This is a genomic window from Avibacterium sp. 21-586, from assembly GCF_026226775.1.
GTDB lineage: Bacteria > Pseudomonadota > Gammaproteobacteria > Enterobacterales > Pasteurellaceae > Avibacterium.
In genome coordinates, this window is sequence record NZ_JAKKOD010000002.1 from 109,778 (window position 1) to 126,538 (window position 16,761).

The window sequence follows — 16,761 nt, forward strand, 5'->3', positions numbered from 1 at the left end:
CGCACAAATTTTGAAAAATCTGATAAATTTCTCTTGATGCTGTATATAAATACAGTTATATTGTGCGGCAGTTTTAATAATGAATTTAAGAGGATAAGCAAAATGGCTAAAGAAGATAAAGCAAAAAAAAGCGAGAAAGTGCAAATAACCACTCAAGAAGAAAAACAAAAAGCGCTTGCTGCAGCCTTGGGTCAAATTGAAAAACAATTTGGTAAAGGTTCAATTATGAAATTAGGAGAAACCCAAGAATTAGATATTGAATCTATCTCTACTGGTTCGCTCGGTTTAGACATAGCCTTAGGTATCGGTGGTTTGCCAATGGGACGTATTGTAGAAATTTACGGACCAGAATCCTCAGGAAAAACTACATTAACACTCTCTGTTATTGCACAAGCACAAAAATCAGGCAAAACTTGTGCTTTTATTGATGCAGAACACGCCTTAGATCCCATTTATGCCGCAAAACTTGGTGTTGATGTAAAAGAATTGCTTGTTTCTCAGCCTGACAACGGTGAAGAAGCATTAGAAATTTGTGATGCCTTAGTACGTTCAGGGGCAATTGAAGTAGTAATTGTGGACTCTGTAGCGGCACTTACGCCAAAAGCAGAAATTGAAGGGGATATGGGCGATGCCCACGTTGGTTTACAAGCACGTTTAATGTCACAAGCCTTGCGTAAGCTCACTGGACAAATCAAAAACTCAAACTGTCTTGTTATATTCATCAACCAAATTCGTATGAAAATTGGTGTAATGTTTGGTAACCCAGAAACAACCACAGGTGGTAACGCATTGAAATTCTATTCTTCAGTGCGTTTAGATATTCGCCGTGTAGGTGCGGTGAAAAACGGCGATGAAATCATTGGTAACGAAACTCGCGTAAAAGTGGTGAAAAACAAAGTTGCGCCACCATTCCGTCAAGTTGATTTCCAAATTCTTTACGGTGAAGGCATTTCACGTAATGGTGAGTTAATTGAATTGGGTGTAAAACATAAATTGGTTGATAAATCAGGTGCGTGGTTCTCTTATAACGGTGAAAAAATTGGTCAAGGCAAAGCCAATGCAATGAAATGGTTATCTGAACACCCAGAACAAGCCGAAGAATTAGAAAATAAATTACGCGAAGAACTTTTAGCGAATCCAGATAAATCACTGATTGCCGATATTGAAGCGGATCAAAATGAAGATATTGTAGAAATGGATTCTGAATTTTAATCCCTTTGATTAAATCATCTTCAAAAAAGTGCGGTAATTTTTGACCGCACTTTTTCTAACAGCAATTTAGGAATCAATGAGAAAAAATGGCATCATTGGCATTAAATTATGTGGTGAACTTGCTCTCCCGCCGTGAATATAGTGAATATGAATTGCGTTGCAAAATGCAAGAAAAGGCCTTCACAGAAGCCGAAATTGAACAAGCTTTAGCGCTTTGTCAGGAAAAAAATTGGCAAAGTGATCGCCGTTTTACAGAAAACTATTTACATTACCGATCGCAAAAAGGCTATGGACTTAATCGAATTAAACAAGAGCTTTTTCAACTCAAAGGCATTCCTTCAGAGATCTTAGAAGATGTATTAGCAGAAATGGACATTGATTGGTTTGAGATTGCTCATTCCGTGTTACGTAAAAAATTCCCCCATTATGCACAAGAGCAAGATTTCAAAATGAAACAAAAAATCTGGCGCTATATGCTTTCACACGGCTTTCAAAGTGAAGAATTTGCCGATTTAGTCGGATCGGGCGAAAACGAGTTTTATTAAGACACAGCATTTACTACCCCATTCTTTATCTATACTTTAGATATGCTTTGCAAGGCTTTCCACAAAATATTGGCACAAATAGCCCTTTCTTCTTTGAGTGAACCCTACTCAATGATAAACTAACGCCAATTTTTTTCTTAAATTATTAATATAGGAAACAACAATGCGAGCGAGTCGATATTTATTTGCTACTTTAAAAGAAACCCCAAATGATGCACAGGTGGTGAGCCATCAATTAATGTTACGTGCTGGAATGGTGCGTCCTTTAGCGTCAGGGCTTTATAACTGGTTGCCAACCGGCTTACGCGTACTTAAAAAAGTGGAAAATATTGTGCGTGAAGAAATGAATAAAAGCGGTGCGATTGAAGTGGAAATGCCTGTTGTGCAACCAGCTGAATTATGGCAGGAATCACAACGCTGGGAACAATACGGCCCAGAATTATTACGCTTTCAAGATCGTGGACAACGTGATTTTGTGCTTGGCCCAACACACGAAGAAGTGATTACCGATTTAGTTCGCCGTGAAGTGAGTTCTTATAAGCAACTTCCACTCAATTTATACCAAATTCAAACAAAATTCCGTGATGAAGTGCGTCCACGTTTTGGGGTAATGCGTGGTCGTGAATTTTTAATGAAAGATGCTTACTCTTTCCACACCACAAAAGAAAGCTTGCAAGAAACTTATGACATAATGTATCAAACCTACAGCAATATTTTCACTCGTCTAGGTTTAGATTTCCGTGCTGTGCAGGCGGATACTGGCTCTATCGGCGGCAGTGCATCACACGAATTCCAAGTGTTAGCACAAAGTGGCGAAGATGATATTGTGTTCTCCACAGAATCTGATTTTGCGGCGAATATTGAACTCGCCGAAGCGGTGGCACAAGGCGAACGTAGTGCGCCAACTCAGTCAATGGAATTAGTGGATACACCAAATGCTAAAACCATTAATGAGTTGGTGGAGCAATTCAATATACCAGTAGAAAAAACCGTAAAAACCTTGATTGTAAAAGGCGCAAATGAAGAGCAACCACTAATTGCGTTAATTATTCGTGGCGATCACAATTTGAATGAAATCAAAGCACAAAAATTAGCGCAAGTGGCAGAACCGCTTGAATTTGCAGATGAAGCAGAAATCAAAGCAAAAATCGGTGCCGGTGTTGGCTCTCTTGGACCTGTTAATTTGCCGATTCCAGCCATTATTGATCGTAGCGTAGCATTAATGAGTGATTTTTCAGCAGGCGCAAACGTTGATGGAAAACATTATTTCAATATCAACTGGGAACGTGATGTCCCAATGCCAGAAATCGCGGATTTACGCAACGTGGTAGAAGGTGATCCAAGCCCTGACGGCAAAGGTTCATTGTTAATCAAACGGGGTATTGAAGTGGGACATATTTTCCAACTTGGTACAAAATATTCTGAAGCGATGAAAGCGACTGTACAAGGTGAAGATGGACGCCCACAAACAATGATTATGGGTTGTTATGGTATCGGAGTGAGCCGTGTGGTTGCGGCAGCAATTGAACAAAGCCACGATGAACGTGGGATTATCTGGCCAACCGATGCGATTGCACCATTTACTGTAGCAATCGTACCGATGAATATGCACAAATCTGAAACCGTGCAAGAATTTGCCGAAAATTTATACCGCACTTTAAGCGCTGAAGGAATTGAGGTGATTTTTGATGATCGCAAAGAGCGCCCAGGAGTAATGTTTGCGGATATGGAACTTATTGGTGTGCCACATATGTTGGTTATTGGTGAGAAAAACTTACAAAATGGTGAAATTGAATATAAAAATCGCCGAACAGGTGAAAAACAGATGATCGCCAAAGATCAGTTACTAGCATTTATTAAACAACAGATAAAACGCTAATATCACGATTAAAATATACAAATAAAAAATCCCCCTAACACATTAGATCTTAGGGGGATTTTATTATCAATAAACCAAAATATCTATTTATTAAGTAGAGCAAAATGTAAGAATTCTACAAAATGATCTGCCCAGTGGATTTCGTGATGAATTTCGTTTGCCATAATGCGTAAGCGAATATGATCGAGTGGATGTCCTGTTCGTAACAAAGCCTGATAATAACGCAGGGTACAATCAATATAAGCTTGATTCATATTAGAAATAAATTGTGAATCCATTTCATCGCCTTCATTGGTTCCAACTTGAATAAACACACGGCTTTTCGGTTGCAAAGAGTGATGATGAATAAAGTGTATAAAGGCCGATTCACTAAACCAAGAAGCAAGGGAAAATACACCTAAATGACCAAAAATATGCGGATAGGCCGCTCCCATATAAGCGGTAATAATGCCACCCATTGAACTACCTACAAGTAGGGTATTTTCTGCACTTGGCAAAGTGCGGTAAGTTTTATCAATAAATGTTTTAACCTCATTAACAACCCATTGTGCATATTCTGCACCACGCCCACCAACATTGCGCACTTCATCGTTATTGCCCACATCCGTTCGCCACGGAGCATATTCGTTCAAACGTTCTTGCCCTGCATTATCAATGCCAACAATGATGAGTTTTGGTAAATATTGATAATTTTTAATGGTTGGAATTATTTTCCACGAATGGCCTGAATAGGATTCTTTGCTATAAAACACATTTTGCCCATCATGCATATAAAGCACGGGATAATGTTGCCAAGGTTCGTTATGATAATCTTTCGGCAACAACACGCGCACACGGCGATGATGATGGTAATAAGGTACATAAATAAAATGCTCTTGCATTTCGAGATAAAGATTAAAAACGTTCATTGTTTTGATTTCTATAAAAAACGCTGGCAAGTCCAGCGTTTATCGCAACTATTTTCTCGCCAATGGTGGGACGAAAGTAATACCCATATCCCAAGGCTGTTCAATCCAAGTATTTTGTGGAATATCAATCACATAATCATCCACTAAGTCTGCACCTGCTGGTTTTGCAAAAACCGTCACAAAACGCGCATTTGGATAAAGCTCACGAATAGCGCGCGCAGTGTTACCAGTATCGACTAAATCATCTACCACAATAAAACCTTCACCGCCATTAGGCACTTGGGCTGCGTGTAGAACATTTAATTCACCTTGCTGATTATGGTCATAGCTTGCGATACATACTGTTTCAACATGGCGAATACTCAACTCACGCGCTAATACCGCCGCTGGAAACAATCCCCCACGACTCACCGCAATAATGCCTTTCCATTGTGATGCCGGTAATAAAGATTCAGATAATTTGCGTGCGTGCATATGGAACATATCCCAAGTCACAACATATTTTTCACTCATAACTCACCTTAACTAAGAAAGAGAGCGGAAACCGCCCAATAAATAAAATTAGGTTAGGATAACGTGAAACCGCTTTTTATGCTATTATTTTGCTAATTTTTTTTCATTTGAGGAAAAAACGATGTCTGAAATCCAACAACTTCAACCTACCTTACTATGGAAATGGTTCGATCAGATCTGTTCCATTCCACATCCTTCTTATCATGAAGAAGAATTAGCTAATTTCATCGTAAACTGGGCAAAAGAAAAACAATTTTTTGTCGAACGTGATGAAGTTGGCAATATTTTAATTCGTAAGCCTGCAAGCTCTGGTATGGAAAATCGCCCTACTGTGGTACTGCAAGCTCATCTTGATATGGTGCCACAAGCCAACGAAGACACCAAACACGATTTCCCAAAAGACCCTATTCAACCTTATATCGAAGGCGAATGGGTCACTGCAAAAGGTACAACCTTAGGGGCGGATAACGGGATTGGCCTTGCTTCTGCCCTTGCCGCATTAGAAGAGGAAAACCTTGCTCACCCAGAGTTAGAAGTCTTGCTCACAATGACCGAAGAGCAAGGAATGGAAGGGGCAATTGGTTTACGTCCAAACTGGTTGAAAAGCCAAATTATGATCAACACAGATACGGAAGAAAACGGCGAAATTTATATTGGCTGTGCAGGTGGGGTAAATGCAGATCTAAGTGTTCCTGTGCAAAAAACAGCCAACCCTTATGTGCATAGTTATGAGTTAGTATTAAAAGGCTTGCGTGGTGGGCATTCTGGCGTGGATATTCACACAGGACGCGTTAATGCAGTGAAAGTGCTGGTTCGTTTTCTTGCGCATCTCAAACAAGATCACCCACAAATTAATTTTGCCATTAACCAAATTAAGGGTGGATCAGTACGCAATGCCATTCCGCGTGAAGCCTTTGTAACCCTATGCTTTGATGGCGATCTTGCCCCATTACAAAGTGCGGTGGAAAAGTTTGAAATTTTATTAAAAACCGAATTAGCCATTGCCGAACCAAATCTTAGCTTGTTTTTACAAGCTGTTGAAAAGCCAACACATATATTTGATAATGATTCACAAAACAATATTATCAACCTGTTTAATGTACTACCAAACGGTGTTATTCGCTACAGTGATGTAGTAGAAAACGTGGTGGAAAGCTCACTCAGTTTAGGCGTGCTAAAAACCTCAGACAACCAAGTAAACGCCACAATTTTAATTCGTTCATTAATTGAAAGCGGTAAATATTATGTGCAAGAAATGCTGAAATCTTTAACCACCCTTTGCAATGCAAAGGTTGAGTTTTCTGGCGATTATCCAGGTTGGGAACCTCAACCAGATAGCAATATTTTAGCTTTAACCAGCCAAATTTATGCGGATATTTTAGGTCATCAGCCTGAAATAAAAGTGATTCACGCAGGATTAGAATGTGGCTTGCTGAAAAAAATCTACCCTAATTTAGACGTAGTTTCTATCGGCCCAACCATTATTAATGCCCATTCTCCTGATGAAAAAGTGCATATCCCCGCCGTACAAACCTACTGGCAATTACTCACCAGAATTTTAGCTGAAGTGAAGTAATTCATTAAAACATAAGTGCGGTGGAAAATTTGGATATTTTTCACCGCAGTTTTTATGTAAATTAGAAAAAACCACCCAAAGGTGGTTTTTTTAAATACAGTAAAGAAAGTGCAGTTAAATTAGCGTTTATTTTTGACTAATTTTTCTGTTAGTTCGTAAGCGCGTAGTTTGGCAAGCTCTTTAGAGAGTTTCGCTGCGAGCATTTCGTAGTTTGCATCTTTTGCATTTGCTACGATATTTTCTTCTGCACGGCGTTTCGCTTCTAAAATACGATCGCCATCAAGCTCTTTACCACGGATAGCGACATCCGCTAGGACGGTAACGACATTTGGTTGAACTTCTAAAAAACCACCTGAAACATAGATAACTTCTTCATTGCCATTTTCTAAGGTCAATTTGACGATACCCGGTTTGATTGCCGTTAATAATGGGGTGTGACCTGGTAAGATACCAAGCTCCCCTTCAATCCCTGTGGCTTGAATGCTTTTTACTTGACCGGTAAAAATGCTTTCTTCTGCACTTACAACCGTTAAATTTAATGTTGCCATTGTGATTCTCCTTCAAGTGTTTAATCAGGCTTGAAGTGATTACATATTTTTGGCTTTTTCTAGCACTTCATCAATAGAACCAACCATATAGAACGCTTGTTCTGGGATATGGTCATATTCACCTTCTAAAATACCTTTAAAACCGCGGATAGTCTCTTTTAATGAGACATATTTACCCGGTGAGCCAGTGAACACTTCTGCAACGAAAAACGGTTGTGATAAGAAACGTTCGATTTTACGCGCACGTGCTACCACAAGTTTATCTTCTTCAGAAAGCTCGTCCATACCAAGAATCGCGATGATGTCTTTCAATTCTTTGTAGCGTTGTAAGATACCTTGTACGCCACGTGCTACATCATAATGTTCTTGGCCAACTACTAATGGATCTAATTGGCGAGAAGTTGAATCAAGGGGATCTACCGCTGGGTAAATACCTAATGATGCAATTTGACGGCTTAATACAACGGTTGAATCTAAGTGCGCAAAAGTAGTTGCTGGCGATGGGTCAGTTAAGTCATCGGCTGGTACATAAACCGCTTGTACAGAGGTGATAGAACCTGTTTTGGTAGAAGTAATACGCTCTTGTAATGCCCCCATTTCTTCTGCAAGGGTTGGTTGGTAACCTACCGCAGATGGCATACGACCTAATAATGCTGATACTTCTGTCCCTGCTAGGGTATAACGATAAATATTATCCACGAAGAATAATACATCACGCCCTTCATCACGGAATTTTTCTGCCATGGTTAAACCTGTTAATGCAACACGCAGACGGTTACCTGGTGGCTCGTTCATTTGTCCATAAACAAGGGATACTTTGTCTAATACGTTAGATTCTGTCATTTCGTGATAGAAGTCGTTACCTTCACGGGTACGTTCACCAACGCCTGCAAATACTGAGTAACCAGAGTGTTCGATTGCAATATTACGGATTAATTCCATCATATTTACGGTTTTACCTACACCTGCACCACCGAACAAACCAACTTTACCCCCTTTCGCAAATGGGCAGATTAAGTCGATAACTTTGATCCCTGTTTCAAGCAATTCTGTGCTGTTTGCTTGATCTTCATAGCTTGGTGCTGGTCGGTGAATTGACCAAGTTTCTTCCGCACCAATTGGGCCTTGTTCGTCAATTGGTTCACCCAGTACGTTCATAATACGTCCTAGGGTTTTTGTTCCCACTGGAACAGAAATTGGTTTGCCTGTGTTAGACACGGATAAACCACGTTTTAAACCATCTGATGAACCCATTGCGATACAACGTACGATTCCACCGCCTAATTGTTGTTGAACTTCAAGCACGAGTCCTGTTTCAACATTTAAGGCATCATATACTTTTGGTACTGCATCTTGTGGAAATTCAACGTCAATAACCGCACCGATGATTTGTACAATTTTTCCAGTTGCCATTATCGATCCTCTTTACTTAAATTGCCGCTGCACCAGCAACAATTTCATTTAATTCATTTGTAATACTTGTTTGGCGAGCTTTGTTGTAAACTAATTGCAAGTCTTTAATTAAGTTTCCTGCATTATCAGTTGCCGCTTTCATCGCCACCATTCGTGCTGCCTGCTCAGAAGCCAAATTTTCAACTACCGCTTGATACACCTGAGATTCTAAATAGCGAACCAATAAACTATCCAATAACACTTTTGGATCAGGTTCGTAAATATAGTCCCAAGATTGAGCTTTTTCACCTAAATAATCATTATCTAATTCAGGCAAAGGAACAAGTTTTTCTAAAGTAGGCTTTTGCGACATCGTGTTGATAAACTTATTATAAGCAATATAGATAGCATCTAATTTACCTTCTTTATAAGCATCAAACATATGATTTGCTGTGCCTATCAATTCCTCAACAGAAGGTGTATCACCCATTCCTGAATTTTGTGTATCAATATTCAAGCCAAGAGATTGGAAAAAACCGATACTTTTAGCACCGATTAAGCCCAGTGAAACTTCCACTTGTTTTTCTTTCCAACCTTTGATTTCTTGAAGTGCGGTCTTAAATAAGTTGATATTTAAACCACCACATAATCCACGATCTGTTGAAACAAGTAGGATACCTACTTTTTTCACTTCTCGTTCCACTAAAAACGGATGTTTGTAACCAATACTGGCTTTTGACACGTGGCTAATCACGCGGCGTATGGCTTGAGCATACGGGCGTGAAGATGACATTCGATCCTGCGTTTTACGCATTTTCGATGCTGCAACCATTTCCATTGCCTTAGTAATTTTTTGCGTACTTTGAACACTGGAAATTTTGGTTCTTATCTCTTTTGCACCTGCCATTGATGTTCTCCGTTAATGTGAATTACCAAGCACTGTTTGCTTTGAAATTGTCTAAAATCGCTTGCAATGTTGCTTTGATTTCATCATTGTAATCGCCAGTTTTGGTTAATCCGTCCATAAAATCAGCATAGTTATGTGCTGCATATTCTAAAAGGGCAGATTCAAAAGAAGCGATACGATCTAATTCAACATCTTCTAAATAACCAAATTCAACGGCAAATAACACTAATGCTTGTTGCGCAACGCTTAATGGAGAATATTGTTTTTGTTTCAATAATTCTGTTACTTTCTGACCGTGAGAAAGTTGTTTGCGTGTTGCATCATCAAGATCTGAAGCAAATTGTGCGAATGCTGCTAATTCACGATATTGCGCAAGTGCGGTACGAATACCACCTGCTAATTTTTTGATAACTTTAGTTTGTGCTGCACCACCCACACGAGATACCGAAATACCTGGGTTTACCGCAGGACGAATACCTGAGTTAAATAGGTTAGATTCTAAGAAAATCTGACCATCGGTAATGGAAATTACGTTGGTTGGTACGAAAGCCGATACGTCACCTGCTTGAGTTTCAATAATTGGTAATGCAGTTAAAGAGCCTGTTTTACCTGTTACTTTACCTTGGGTGAAACGTTCTACATATTCTGCGTTAACACGAGATGCACGCTCAAGTAAGCGAGAATGTAAATAGAATACATCACCAGGGAAAGCTTCACGACCAGGTGGACGGCGTAATAACAATGAAATTTGACGATAAGCAACAGCTTGTTTAGATAAATCATCATAAACGATTAGTGCATCTTCACCACGATCACGGAAATATTCACCCATTGCACACCCTGAATAAGGCGCAAGATATTGTAATGCGGCAGATTCAGACGCAGATGCGACAACCACGATAGTGTTTTGTAATGCACCGTGTTCTTCTAATTTACGCACTACATTGGCAATGGTTGATGCTTTTTGACCAATCGCGACATAGATACATTTAATACCAGAATCTTTCTGGTTGATGATGGCATCGATAGCTAGTGCGGTTTTACCTGTTTGACGGTCGCCGATAATTAACTCACGCTGACCACGACCAATTGGTACCATTGAGTCCACCGCTTTATAACCGGTTTGAACAGGCTGATCAACGGATTTACGATCAATAACACCCGGTGCAATAACTTCTACTGGCGAATAACCATCATGTTCAATTTCTCCTTTGCCATCAATTGGCTGACCAAGGGTATTCACTACACGGCCTAATAAACCACGGCCTACTGGCACTTCAAGAATACGTCCTGTACATTGAACTTCCATACCTTCAGAAAGATCAGTATAAGGACCCATTACAACTGCACCTACCGAATCACGCTCTAGGTTAAGTGCCATTGCATAACGGTTGTCGGGTAATGCTATCATTTCCCCTTGCATTACATCGCTTAAACCGTGGATACGAATAACCCCATCGCTCACAGAAACAATGGTTCCCGTGTTTCGTGGTTCGCTTACCACGTTAAATTCGGCAATGCGTTTTTTAATTAATTCACTAATTTCAGTCGAATTTAGTTGCATCTTTTATTCCTCTTATAATTGCAACTCATTTGCAAGACGAGCCAGTTGCCCACGGCTACTTCCGTCAATGACAAAATCATCTGTACGAATAATAACACCGGCAATCAGTGCATTATCTACGCTGCAATTTAATTTAACTTTACGAGCAAGTTTCTTTTCCATTGCGGCTGCAATTTTAGCTTGTTGCTCTGCACTTAATGGTTGAGCTGATATAACTTCCACATCTGCAATTGCTTGGTGTTTACTCACATAATGCTGGAACAGTGCAAATACCGCTGGAAGTACAGTTAAACGCTTATTTTCAGCCATTAACCGAATCAAATTTTGCCCATATTGATCAAGTTGGTCGCCACAAATTGAAATCATAGTATCAGCAACTTTACTGGCAGATAAATCACCTGTTAGGAAATTTTGCATCTCTTCATTTTCAACAACTTGAGAAGCAAAACTTAGCATTTCTGCCCATTTTTCTACCGCACTATTGTTTTCCACTTGTTGCTCTACAGCAAAATCAAATGCTGCTTTTGCATAAGGGCGAGCTATGGTAGTTAATTCTGACATAAGCCCAACCTTCTTATAGTTCTGCAACTAATTTTTCAATAATGTCATTGTTTGCCGCTTCATCAACCGTACGGCCCACAATTTTCTCAGCACCAGCAAGTGCTAAAAACGCCACTTTCGCTCGTAATTCTTCTTGAACACGTTTACGCTCTGTTTCAATTTCAGCGTGGCCTTGTTCAATAATTCTTGCTTTTAATGCTTCCGCTTCTGCTTTCACTTCTTCTAAGATTTCGTTGCGACGTTTATTCGCTAAATCCACTATTTCTTGTGCTTGAAGTTTCGCTTGATTAATTTCTTGCTCCACCAACGTTTTGGTTTCAGCTTGCTCTTTTCGTGCGACTTCTGCTGCAGCTAAAGCATTAGCAATTGAGCTTTGACGCTCTTCAATTGCTTTAATAATTGGTGGCCAAACATATTTCATACAAAACCACACAAATAGTGCGAATGCAATAAGTTGACCAATTAATGTTGCATTTAAGTTCACAACGCTCTCCTCAATAAGGTCATCAATATTACCCCTTTAGGGTAAAGCTTGGTTGTACAAACAACATTGACAATTATTGTAATAATCCGATGAATGGGTTTGCGAAAATGAAAAGTAAACCTAAACCTACTGCAATCATTGCGATAGCATCTAAAAGACCAGCTACAATGAACATTTTTGTTTGAATTGAGTTTGCCAATTCAGGTTGACGAGCTGATGCTTCCAAAAATTTTCCTCCTAAAAGGCCAAAGCCAATAGCTGTTCCCATAGCAGCAAAAGCTAGAAGAATAGATGCACCAATAATCGTAGCTGAAATAACAGTTTCCATAGTTTTCTCCGTTAGATTTAAGAAAGTCAGCCTAATGGCTGGGTTAGTTAGTAAAAATAAATAGTTTGTTCTTAGTGTTCAGCTTTATTATAAGCAATACTTAAATAAACAATCGTTAACATCATAAAAATAAAGGCTTGTAAGGTGATAACCAAAATATGGAAAATCGCCCAAGCAAGATGTAATGGAATACCAAGAGAAGCAATCGCCATATTGGCACTATACATTACCGCAATCAAAATAAAGATCAGTTCGCCAGCATACATATTACCAAACAAACGGAAGCCCAATGAAATAGGTTTGGCTAATAATGTTACGGATTCAAGAATTAAATTTACAGGAATAAAAGCCCAGTGATTGAAAGGGTGAAGCGTATACTCTTTTACAAAACCTGTAAGACCTTTAGATTTCAAAGTGTAAAAAATAATGAGAAAAAATACACTAATAGCCATAGCAAGAGTAGCATTAATATCAGCGGTTGGTACAGCTCTTAAATAATGAATGCCAAATAAATTTGCTACTTGAGGTAAGAAGTCCACTGGTATCAAGTCAATTGAATTCATTATAAATACCCAGCAGAAAATAGTTAAACCTAGTGGAGCAATGACATGGCGGGGTCCATGGAAATTTTCTTTTACTATGCCATCAACCCATTCAACGATCATTTCTACAAGACATTGCATTTTGCCCGGTACGCCAGAAGTGGCTTTTTTACCTACTTTATAGAAAATAAAAAGGAAAATAACAGCAGATAGAGCTGAAAAGAAAAGCGTATCTAAATGAACATGCCAGAAAGAATCTCCCGTTTTAAGAAATTCTAAATGGTGTTGAATATACCCTGCAGTTGTAAGGTCAGACATAGTTAATCCCTTGAAATTTAAACTAAATTTTAAAAATCTTAGCTACCATTATAGGTAACAGGTTATTTAACAGCAATGCTAGAAAATATCCCATAAAGAATACAACATAATTAATTGTGGGGAAAGATTTAAACGCTACCACAATAAAAATGATCGTACATATAAACTTTATAGCACCACCACGATAAAATACCTTTAATTGATGTTTTTTTTCCCGTTTTTTAAAAAACATAAAAAAAACAAACATACAATAAGGAACAAAAATTGCCAATGATCCGAGCAAAAAAGAGACAGCTCTTATAGATTGTGATGCTGTTAATATTGCAAAAATGACAATAAAAATAAACAATTCTATGCTCAATGCAATCTTATATTTCTTTTTAACTTGTTTTATGATTGCAGACATTTGTTACTTTGTTTAAAAATCAAATTATAAAATAACCTATTAATTATATTTAAAACGGTTTAGATAACCATAAATATGGCCACAGAATACCGTTTTTATTCTATTATAAATTCAAAAAAGGTTCAAAAATTTTTAACCTTTATTTAATAAAACAAGGTTTCTTTCACCAATTAATTCTGGAACTGTTAAGTTGATCACATTTTTTATCGCAAAGTCTGGTGATAATTGCTCCACTTCTTCTTGATGATATTGTCCTTTTAGTGCATAAAAAATGCCATTTTGATCAACCAAGTGCTGACACCAATCCGTCATATCTTTTAATGACGCAAAAGCGCGACTTAATATCCCATCAAATAACACTTCTGGCTGATAATCTTCAACTCGACTTAATACTGGAATTACATTGGTAATGCCAAGCTCACGCAAGGCATTACGGATAAAACTAATTCGTTTACCTAAACTATCTAACAACACAAAGGTTTTATCAGGATTAATAATAGCTAAAGGCAAGCCTGGTAAGCCCGGTCCCGTTCCCACATCAATAAAGCGATCACCTTGTAAGTAAGGACTGACAACAAGACTATCCATAATATGTTTAACTAACATTTCCTGTGGATCACGCACAGAAGTAAGATTGTAAGCCTTGTTCCATTTATCCAACAACGCCACAAGCTTAACAAGCTGATCTTTTTGCTGATCGCTCACAGAAAGTGCGGTGCTTTTTAGCAGAAAATTTAATTTTTCTTTGAGTTGTTCAATGTTAGCCATTATTCACCACGCTTTAACATACCTTGTTTTTTCAGATTCACCAATAAAATGGAAATGGCCGCAGGTGTCACGCCAGAAATACGGCTTGCTTGTCCAATAGAGGTTGGACGATGTTGCATTAATTTTGAGCGCACTTCATTAGATAACCCAGATACCGTATCATAATCAAAATTATCGGGAATTTCGGTATTTTCATAACGTTTTTGGCGTGCGATTTCTTCCTGTTGATGTTCAATATAGCCTTGATATTTAATCGCAATTTCTACTTGCTCCGCCGCTTCTTTATCTTCTATCGCAGGCGAAAATGGGGTTAATTGAGTAAGAGATTGATAATTTACTTCTGGGCGACGTAATAAATCTTCACCACTTGCCTCACGCGTTAATGGGCTATTAAGCAACTCATTGGCTTCCGCTAAATATTCAGAACGAGGATGTAACCAAATACTACGCAAACGCTGGCGCTCTAATTCTATATTTTCCATTTTTTGATTAAAACGCACCCAACGTTTTTCATCAATTAAGCCAAGTTTATGCGCTGTTAGCGTTAAACGAATATCTGCATTATCTTCACGTAACAATAAACGATATTCTGCACGGGACGTAAACACGCGATAAGGTTCTTTTGTGCCTAAAGTACAAAGATCGTCCACCAATACGCCAATATAAGCTTGATCACGATGTGGATACCAACTGTCTTTATCTTGCACATAAAGCCCCGCATTAATCCCTGCCAATAATCCTTGCGCGGCCGCTTCTTCATAACCCGTGGTACCATTAATTTGGCCTGCAAAGAATAAACCTTTAATGGCTTTGGTTTCTAAGGTAGGTTTTAAATCACGGGGATCAAAATAATCATACTCAATAGCATAACCCGGTTTGATGATGCGCGCATTTTCTAATCCTTTCATTGAATTCACAATGCCCATTTGCACATCAAATGGCAAACTCGTAGAAATACCGTTTGGATAAACTTCATTGGACGTTAACCCTTCAGGCTCAAGATAAATTTGATGTGAATTACGTTCAGCAAAACGCATCACTTTATCTTCAATTGAAGGGCAATAACGTGGACCAATGCCTTCAATTACGCCCGCATACATTGGACTACGATCCAAATTATTACGGATCAATTCGTGCGTTTGTTCGTTGGTATGCGTGATATAACAAGGGATTTGACGTGGGTGTTGATCCACAGAACCCATAAAAGAAAAAACAGGCAATTTTTCATCACCGTGTTGTTTTGCTAATACATCAAAATTAATGGTTCTCGCATCAATACGCGGTGGTGTGCCTGTTTTTAAACGATCCACGCGTAAATTGAGATCGCGCAGCCTGTGAGCTAAACTCACAGATGCAGGATCGCCCGCACGACCACCAGCATAATTTTCCATACCAATATGGATCTTACCCGATAAAAATGTCCCAGCCGTTAAAATCACCGATTTAGATCGAAACTTTAATCCCATTTTAGTTTCTACACCCGCAACACGATCTTGTTCGATCAAAATATCTGTTACTTCTTGTTGGAAAATATCTAAATTCGGTTGATTTTCTAACGCGATCCTTACCGCTTGGCGGTATAACACTCGATCCGCTTGCGCACGAGTGGCGCGTACAGCAGGGCCTTTACTGCTATTTAAAGTACGAAATTGAATACCTGCTTGATCCGCAGCAATAGCCATCAAGCCACCCATTGCATCAATTTCTTTGACCAAATGACCTTTACCAATGCCACCAATGGCAGGGTTGCAAGACATTTGCCCTAATGTATCTACATTATGCGTTAATAATAATGTTTTTAATCCCATTCGTGCTGGGGCAAGAGCTGCTTCTGTACCTGCGTGTCCACCACCAATAACAATCACATCATAACTTTCCGTATAAAACATAATAACCTTAATTACGTGATAATTTGATCTTTATAAAAGTAACCGCGTATTCTACATCAAATTGATTGTTGCTTAAATCGAAGATTGAAGATCCAGTGAATTTTGTTTGTGAAGGTAAAGGATTAAGGAAAAGATCCTTGCCTTATTAATATAAGATCTCTTTTTATATATAAAGATCTTATTATGATGATTATTAGGATCGTTGATCCTTGTGAATAAGGGCAAATTTCACTTAAAAATAAAGGAGTTAGATCCTTTTTTAAGTTGTGTAGATCACCCTTTGATCTGACTGTATATATTGTGAGTAAAATTAAAAGTTATCCACAGGTAAGTTCTTTTATATTTTTATTTACAGAATAAATACAATGTTTAGACAAGTTTTTACTTAGTTATCCACAAGAGCAATAAGTAAGAGATCATA

Annotated in this window: 17 protein-coding genes; 4 read left to right on the forward strand and 13 right to left on the reverse strand. The window is 38.6% G+C overall.

All coding sequences use genetic code 11. The features are described from left to right. The first annotated feature begins 144 nt into the window (after positions 1 to 144). From recA to proS, 3 genes are all read left to right on the forward strand, one after another. Entirely contained in the window at positions 145 to 1,212 is a 1,068-nt protein-coding gene (recA, locus tag L5B71_RS08085; protein WP_265758345.1) for a recombinase RecA, read from the forward strand. A gap of 86 nt (positions 1,213 to 1,298) precedes the next feature. After that, positions 1,299 to 1,757 carry a recombination regulator RecX gene (recX, locus tag L5B71_RS08090; RefSeq protein WP_265757884.1) on the forward strand — a complete coding sequence of 153 codons (459 nt, stop codon included), beginning with the start codon at positions 1,299 to 1,301 and terminating at the stop codon, positions 1,755 to 1,757. Positions 1,758 to 1,920: 163 nt separating this feature from the next. Then, entirely contained in the window at positions 1,921 to 3,636 is a 1,716-nt protein-coding gene (gene proS, locus L5B71_RS08095; RefSeq protein WP_265757885.1) for a proline--tRNA ligase, read from the forward strand. A gap of 83 nt (positions 3,637 to 3,719) precedes the next feature. Here the strand turns inward: proS and L5B71_RS08100 are convergent, their stop codons facing one another. After that, positions 3,720 to 4,544, reverse strand: coding sequence for an alpha/beta hydrolase (locus tag L5B71_RS08100; RefSeq protein ID WP_265757886.1), 825 nt, complete (start codon positions 4,542 to 4,544; stop codon positions 3,720 to 3,722). Positions 4,545 to 4,592: 48 nt separating this feature from the next. Next, complete coding sequence (gpt, locus tag L5B71_RS08105) at positions 4,593 to 5,057, reverse strand: xanthine phosphoribosyltransferase (protein ID WP_265757887.1); 465 nt, start codon at positions 5,055 to 5,057, stop codon at positions 4,593 to 4,595. A 121-nt stretch (positions 5,058 to 5,178) separates the two neighbouring features. On the opposite strand from gpt, the gene L5B71_RS08110 reads away from it, so the two are divergent. Next, positions 5,179 to 6,633, forward strand: coding sequence for an aminoacyl-histidine dipeptidase (locus L5B71_RS08110; RefSeq protein WP_265757888.1), 1,455 nt, complete (start codon positions 5,179 to 5,181; stop codon positions 6,631 to 6,633). 119 nt (positions 6,634 to 6,752) lie between these two features. Here L5B71_RS08110 and L5B71_RS08115 read toward each other — a convergent pair whose 3' ends face one another. The 11 genes from L5B71_RS08115 to mnmG all read right to left on the reverse strand — a co-directional run bounded on the left by L5B71_RS08115 (position 6,753) and on the right by mnmG (position 16,340). Then, complete coding sequence (locus L5B71_RS08115) at positions 6,753 to 7,181, reverse strand: F0F1 ATP synthase subunit epsilon (protein ID WP_265757889.1); 429 nt, start codon at positions 7,179 to 7,181, stop codon at positions 6,753 to 6,755. 39 nt (positions 7,182 to 7,220) lie between these two features. Beyond that, a complete protein-coding gene (gene atpD, locus L5B71_RS08120; RefSeq protein ID WP_103855669.1) occupies positions 7,221 to 8,594 on the reverse strand; it encodes a F0F1 ATP synthase subunit beta in 1,374 nt (457 codons plus the stop codon). Positions 8,595 to 8,610: 16 nt separating this feature from the next. Beyond that, positions 8,611 to 9,480 (reverse strand): F0F1 ATP synthase subunit gamma, encoded by an 870-nt coding sequence (atpG, locus tag L5B71_RS08125; protein ID WP_265757890.1) that lies wholly within the window; start codon positions 9,478 to 9,480, stop codon positions 8,611 to 8,613. A gap of 22 nt (positions 9,481 to 9,502) precedes the next feature. Next, positions 9,503 to 11,044, reverse strand: a complete 1,542-nt coding sequence (atpA, locus tag L5B71_RS08130) for a F0F1 ATP synthase subunit alpha (RefSeq protein ID WP_265757891.1) — start codon at positions 11,042 to 11,044, stop codon at positions 9,503 to 9,505. 12 nt (positions 11,045 to 11,056) lie between these two features. Continuing rightward, a complete protein-coding gene (gene atpH, locus L5B71_RS08135) occupies positions 11,057 to 11,605 on the reverse strand; it encodes a F0F1 ATP synthase subunit delta (protein WP_265757893.1) in 549 nt (182 codons plus the stop codon). Positions 11,606 to 11,618: 13 nt separating this feature from the next. Further along, entirely contained in the window at positions 11,619 to 12,089 is a 471-nt protein-coding gene (gene atpF / locus L5B71_RS08140; protein ID WP_265757894.1) for a F0F1 ATP synthase subunit B, read from the reverse strand. A gap of 73 nt (positions 12,090 to 12,162) precedes the next feature. Further along, on the reverse strand, positions 12,163 to 12,417 hold the full coding sequence (gene atpE, locus L5B71_RS08145; protein ID WP_265757895.1) for a F0F1 ATP synthase subunit C: 255 nt from the start codon (positions 12,415 to 12,417) through the stop codon (positions 12,163 to 12,165). 71 nt (positions 12,418 to 12,488) lie between these two features. Next, entirely contained in the window at positions 12,489 to 13,277 is a 789-nt protein-coding gene (gene atpB / locus L5B71_RS08150) for a F0F1 ATP synthase subunit A (protein ID WP_265757896.1), read from the reverse strand. A 22-nt stretch (positions 13,278 to 13,299) separates the two neighbouring features. After that, positions 13,300 to 13,683: an ATP synthase subunit I gene (locus L5B71_RS08155; RefSeq protein WP_265757897.1), complete on the reverse strand. Its 384-nt coding sequence runs from the start codon at positions 13,681 to 13,683 to the stop codon at positions 13,300 to 13,302. Positions 13,684 to 13,815: 132 nt separating this feature from the next. Beyond that, positions 13,816 to 14,451 carry a 16S rRNA (guanine(527)-N(7))-methyltransferase RsmG gene (gene rsmG / locus L5B71_RS08160; RefSeq protein WP_265757898.1) on the reverse strand — a complete coding sequence of 212 codons (636 nt, stop codon included), beginning with the start codon at positions 14,449 to 14,451 and terminating at the stop codon, positions 13,816 to 13,818. Beyond that, complete coding sequence (mnmG, locus tag L5B71_RS08165) at positions 14,451 to 16,340, reverse strand: tRNA uridine-5-carboxymethylaminomethyl(34) synthesis enzyme MnmG (protein ID WP_265757899.1); 1,890 nt, start codon at positions 16,338 to 16,340, stop codon at positions 14,451 to 14,453. Before mnmG ends, rsmG begins: the two co-directional genes overlap by 1 nt. Positions 16,341 to 16,761 lie beyond the last annotated feature (421 nt).

Bases quoted from the DNA above. Each gene is read 5' to 3' on its own strand.
- recX (WP_265757884.1), top strand. From the start codon at position 1,299: ATGGCATCATTGGCATTAAATTATGTGGTGAACTTGCTCTCCCGCCGT.
- proS (WP_265757885.1), top strand. From the start codon at position 1,921: ATGCGAGCGAGTCGATATTTATTTGCTACTTTAAAAGAAACCCCAAAT.
- L5B71_RS08100 (WP_265757886.1), bottom strand. From the start codon at position 4,544: ATGAACGTTTTTAATCTTTATCTCGAAATGCAAGAGCATTTTATTTAT.
- gpt (WP_265757887.1), bottom strand. From the start codon at position 5,057: ATGAGTGAAAAATATGTTGTGACTTGGGATATGTTCCATATGCACGCA.
- L5B71_RS08110 (WP_265757888.1), top strand. From the start codon at position 5,179: ATGTCTGAAATCCAACAACTTCAACCTACCTTACTATGGAAATGGTTC.
- L5B71_RS08115 (WP_265757889.1), bottom strand. From the start codon at position 7,181: ATGGCAACATTAAATTTAACGGTTGTAAGTGCAGAAGAAAGCATTTTT.
- atpD (WP_103855669.1), bottom strand. From the start codon at position 8,594: ATGGCAACTGGAAAAATTGTACAAATCATCGGTGCGGTTATTGACGTT.
- atpG (WP_265757890.1), bottom strand. From the start codon at position 9,480: ATGGCAGGTGCAAAAGAGATAAGAACCAAAATTTCCAGTGTTCAAAGT.
- atpA (WP_265757891.1), bottom strand. From the start codon at position 11,044: ATGCAACTAAATTCGACTGAAATTAGTGAATTAATTAAAAAACGCATT.
- atpH (WP_265757893.1), bottom strand. From the start codon at position 11,605: ATGTCAGAATTAACTACCATAGCTCGCCCTTATGCAAAAGCAGCATTT.
- atpE (WP_265757895.1), bottom strand. From the start codon at position 12,417: ATGGAAACTGTTATTTCAGCTACGATTATTGGTGCATCTATTCTTCTA.
- atpB (WP_265757896.1), bottom strand. From the start codon at position 13,277: ATGTCTGACCTTACAACTGCAGGGTATATTCAACACCATTTAGAATTT.
- L5B71_RS08155 (WP_265757897.1), bottom strand. From the start codon at position 13,683: ATGTCTGCAATCATAAAACAAGTTAAAAAGAAATATAAGATTGCATTG.
- rsmG (WP_265757898.1), bottom strand. From the start codon at position 14,451: ATGGCTAACATTGAACAACTCAAAGAAAAATTAAATTTTCTGCTAAAA.
- mnmG (WP_265757899.1), bottom strand. From the start codon at position 16,340: ATGTTTTATACGGAAAGTTATGATGTGATTGTTATTGGTGGTGGACAC.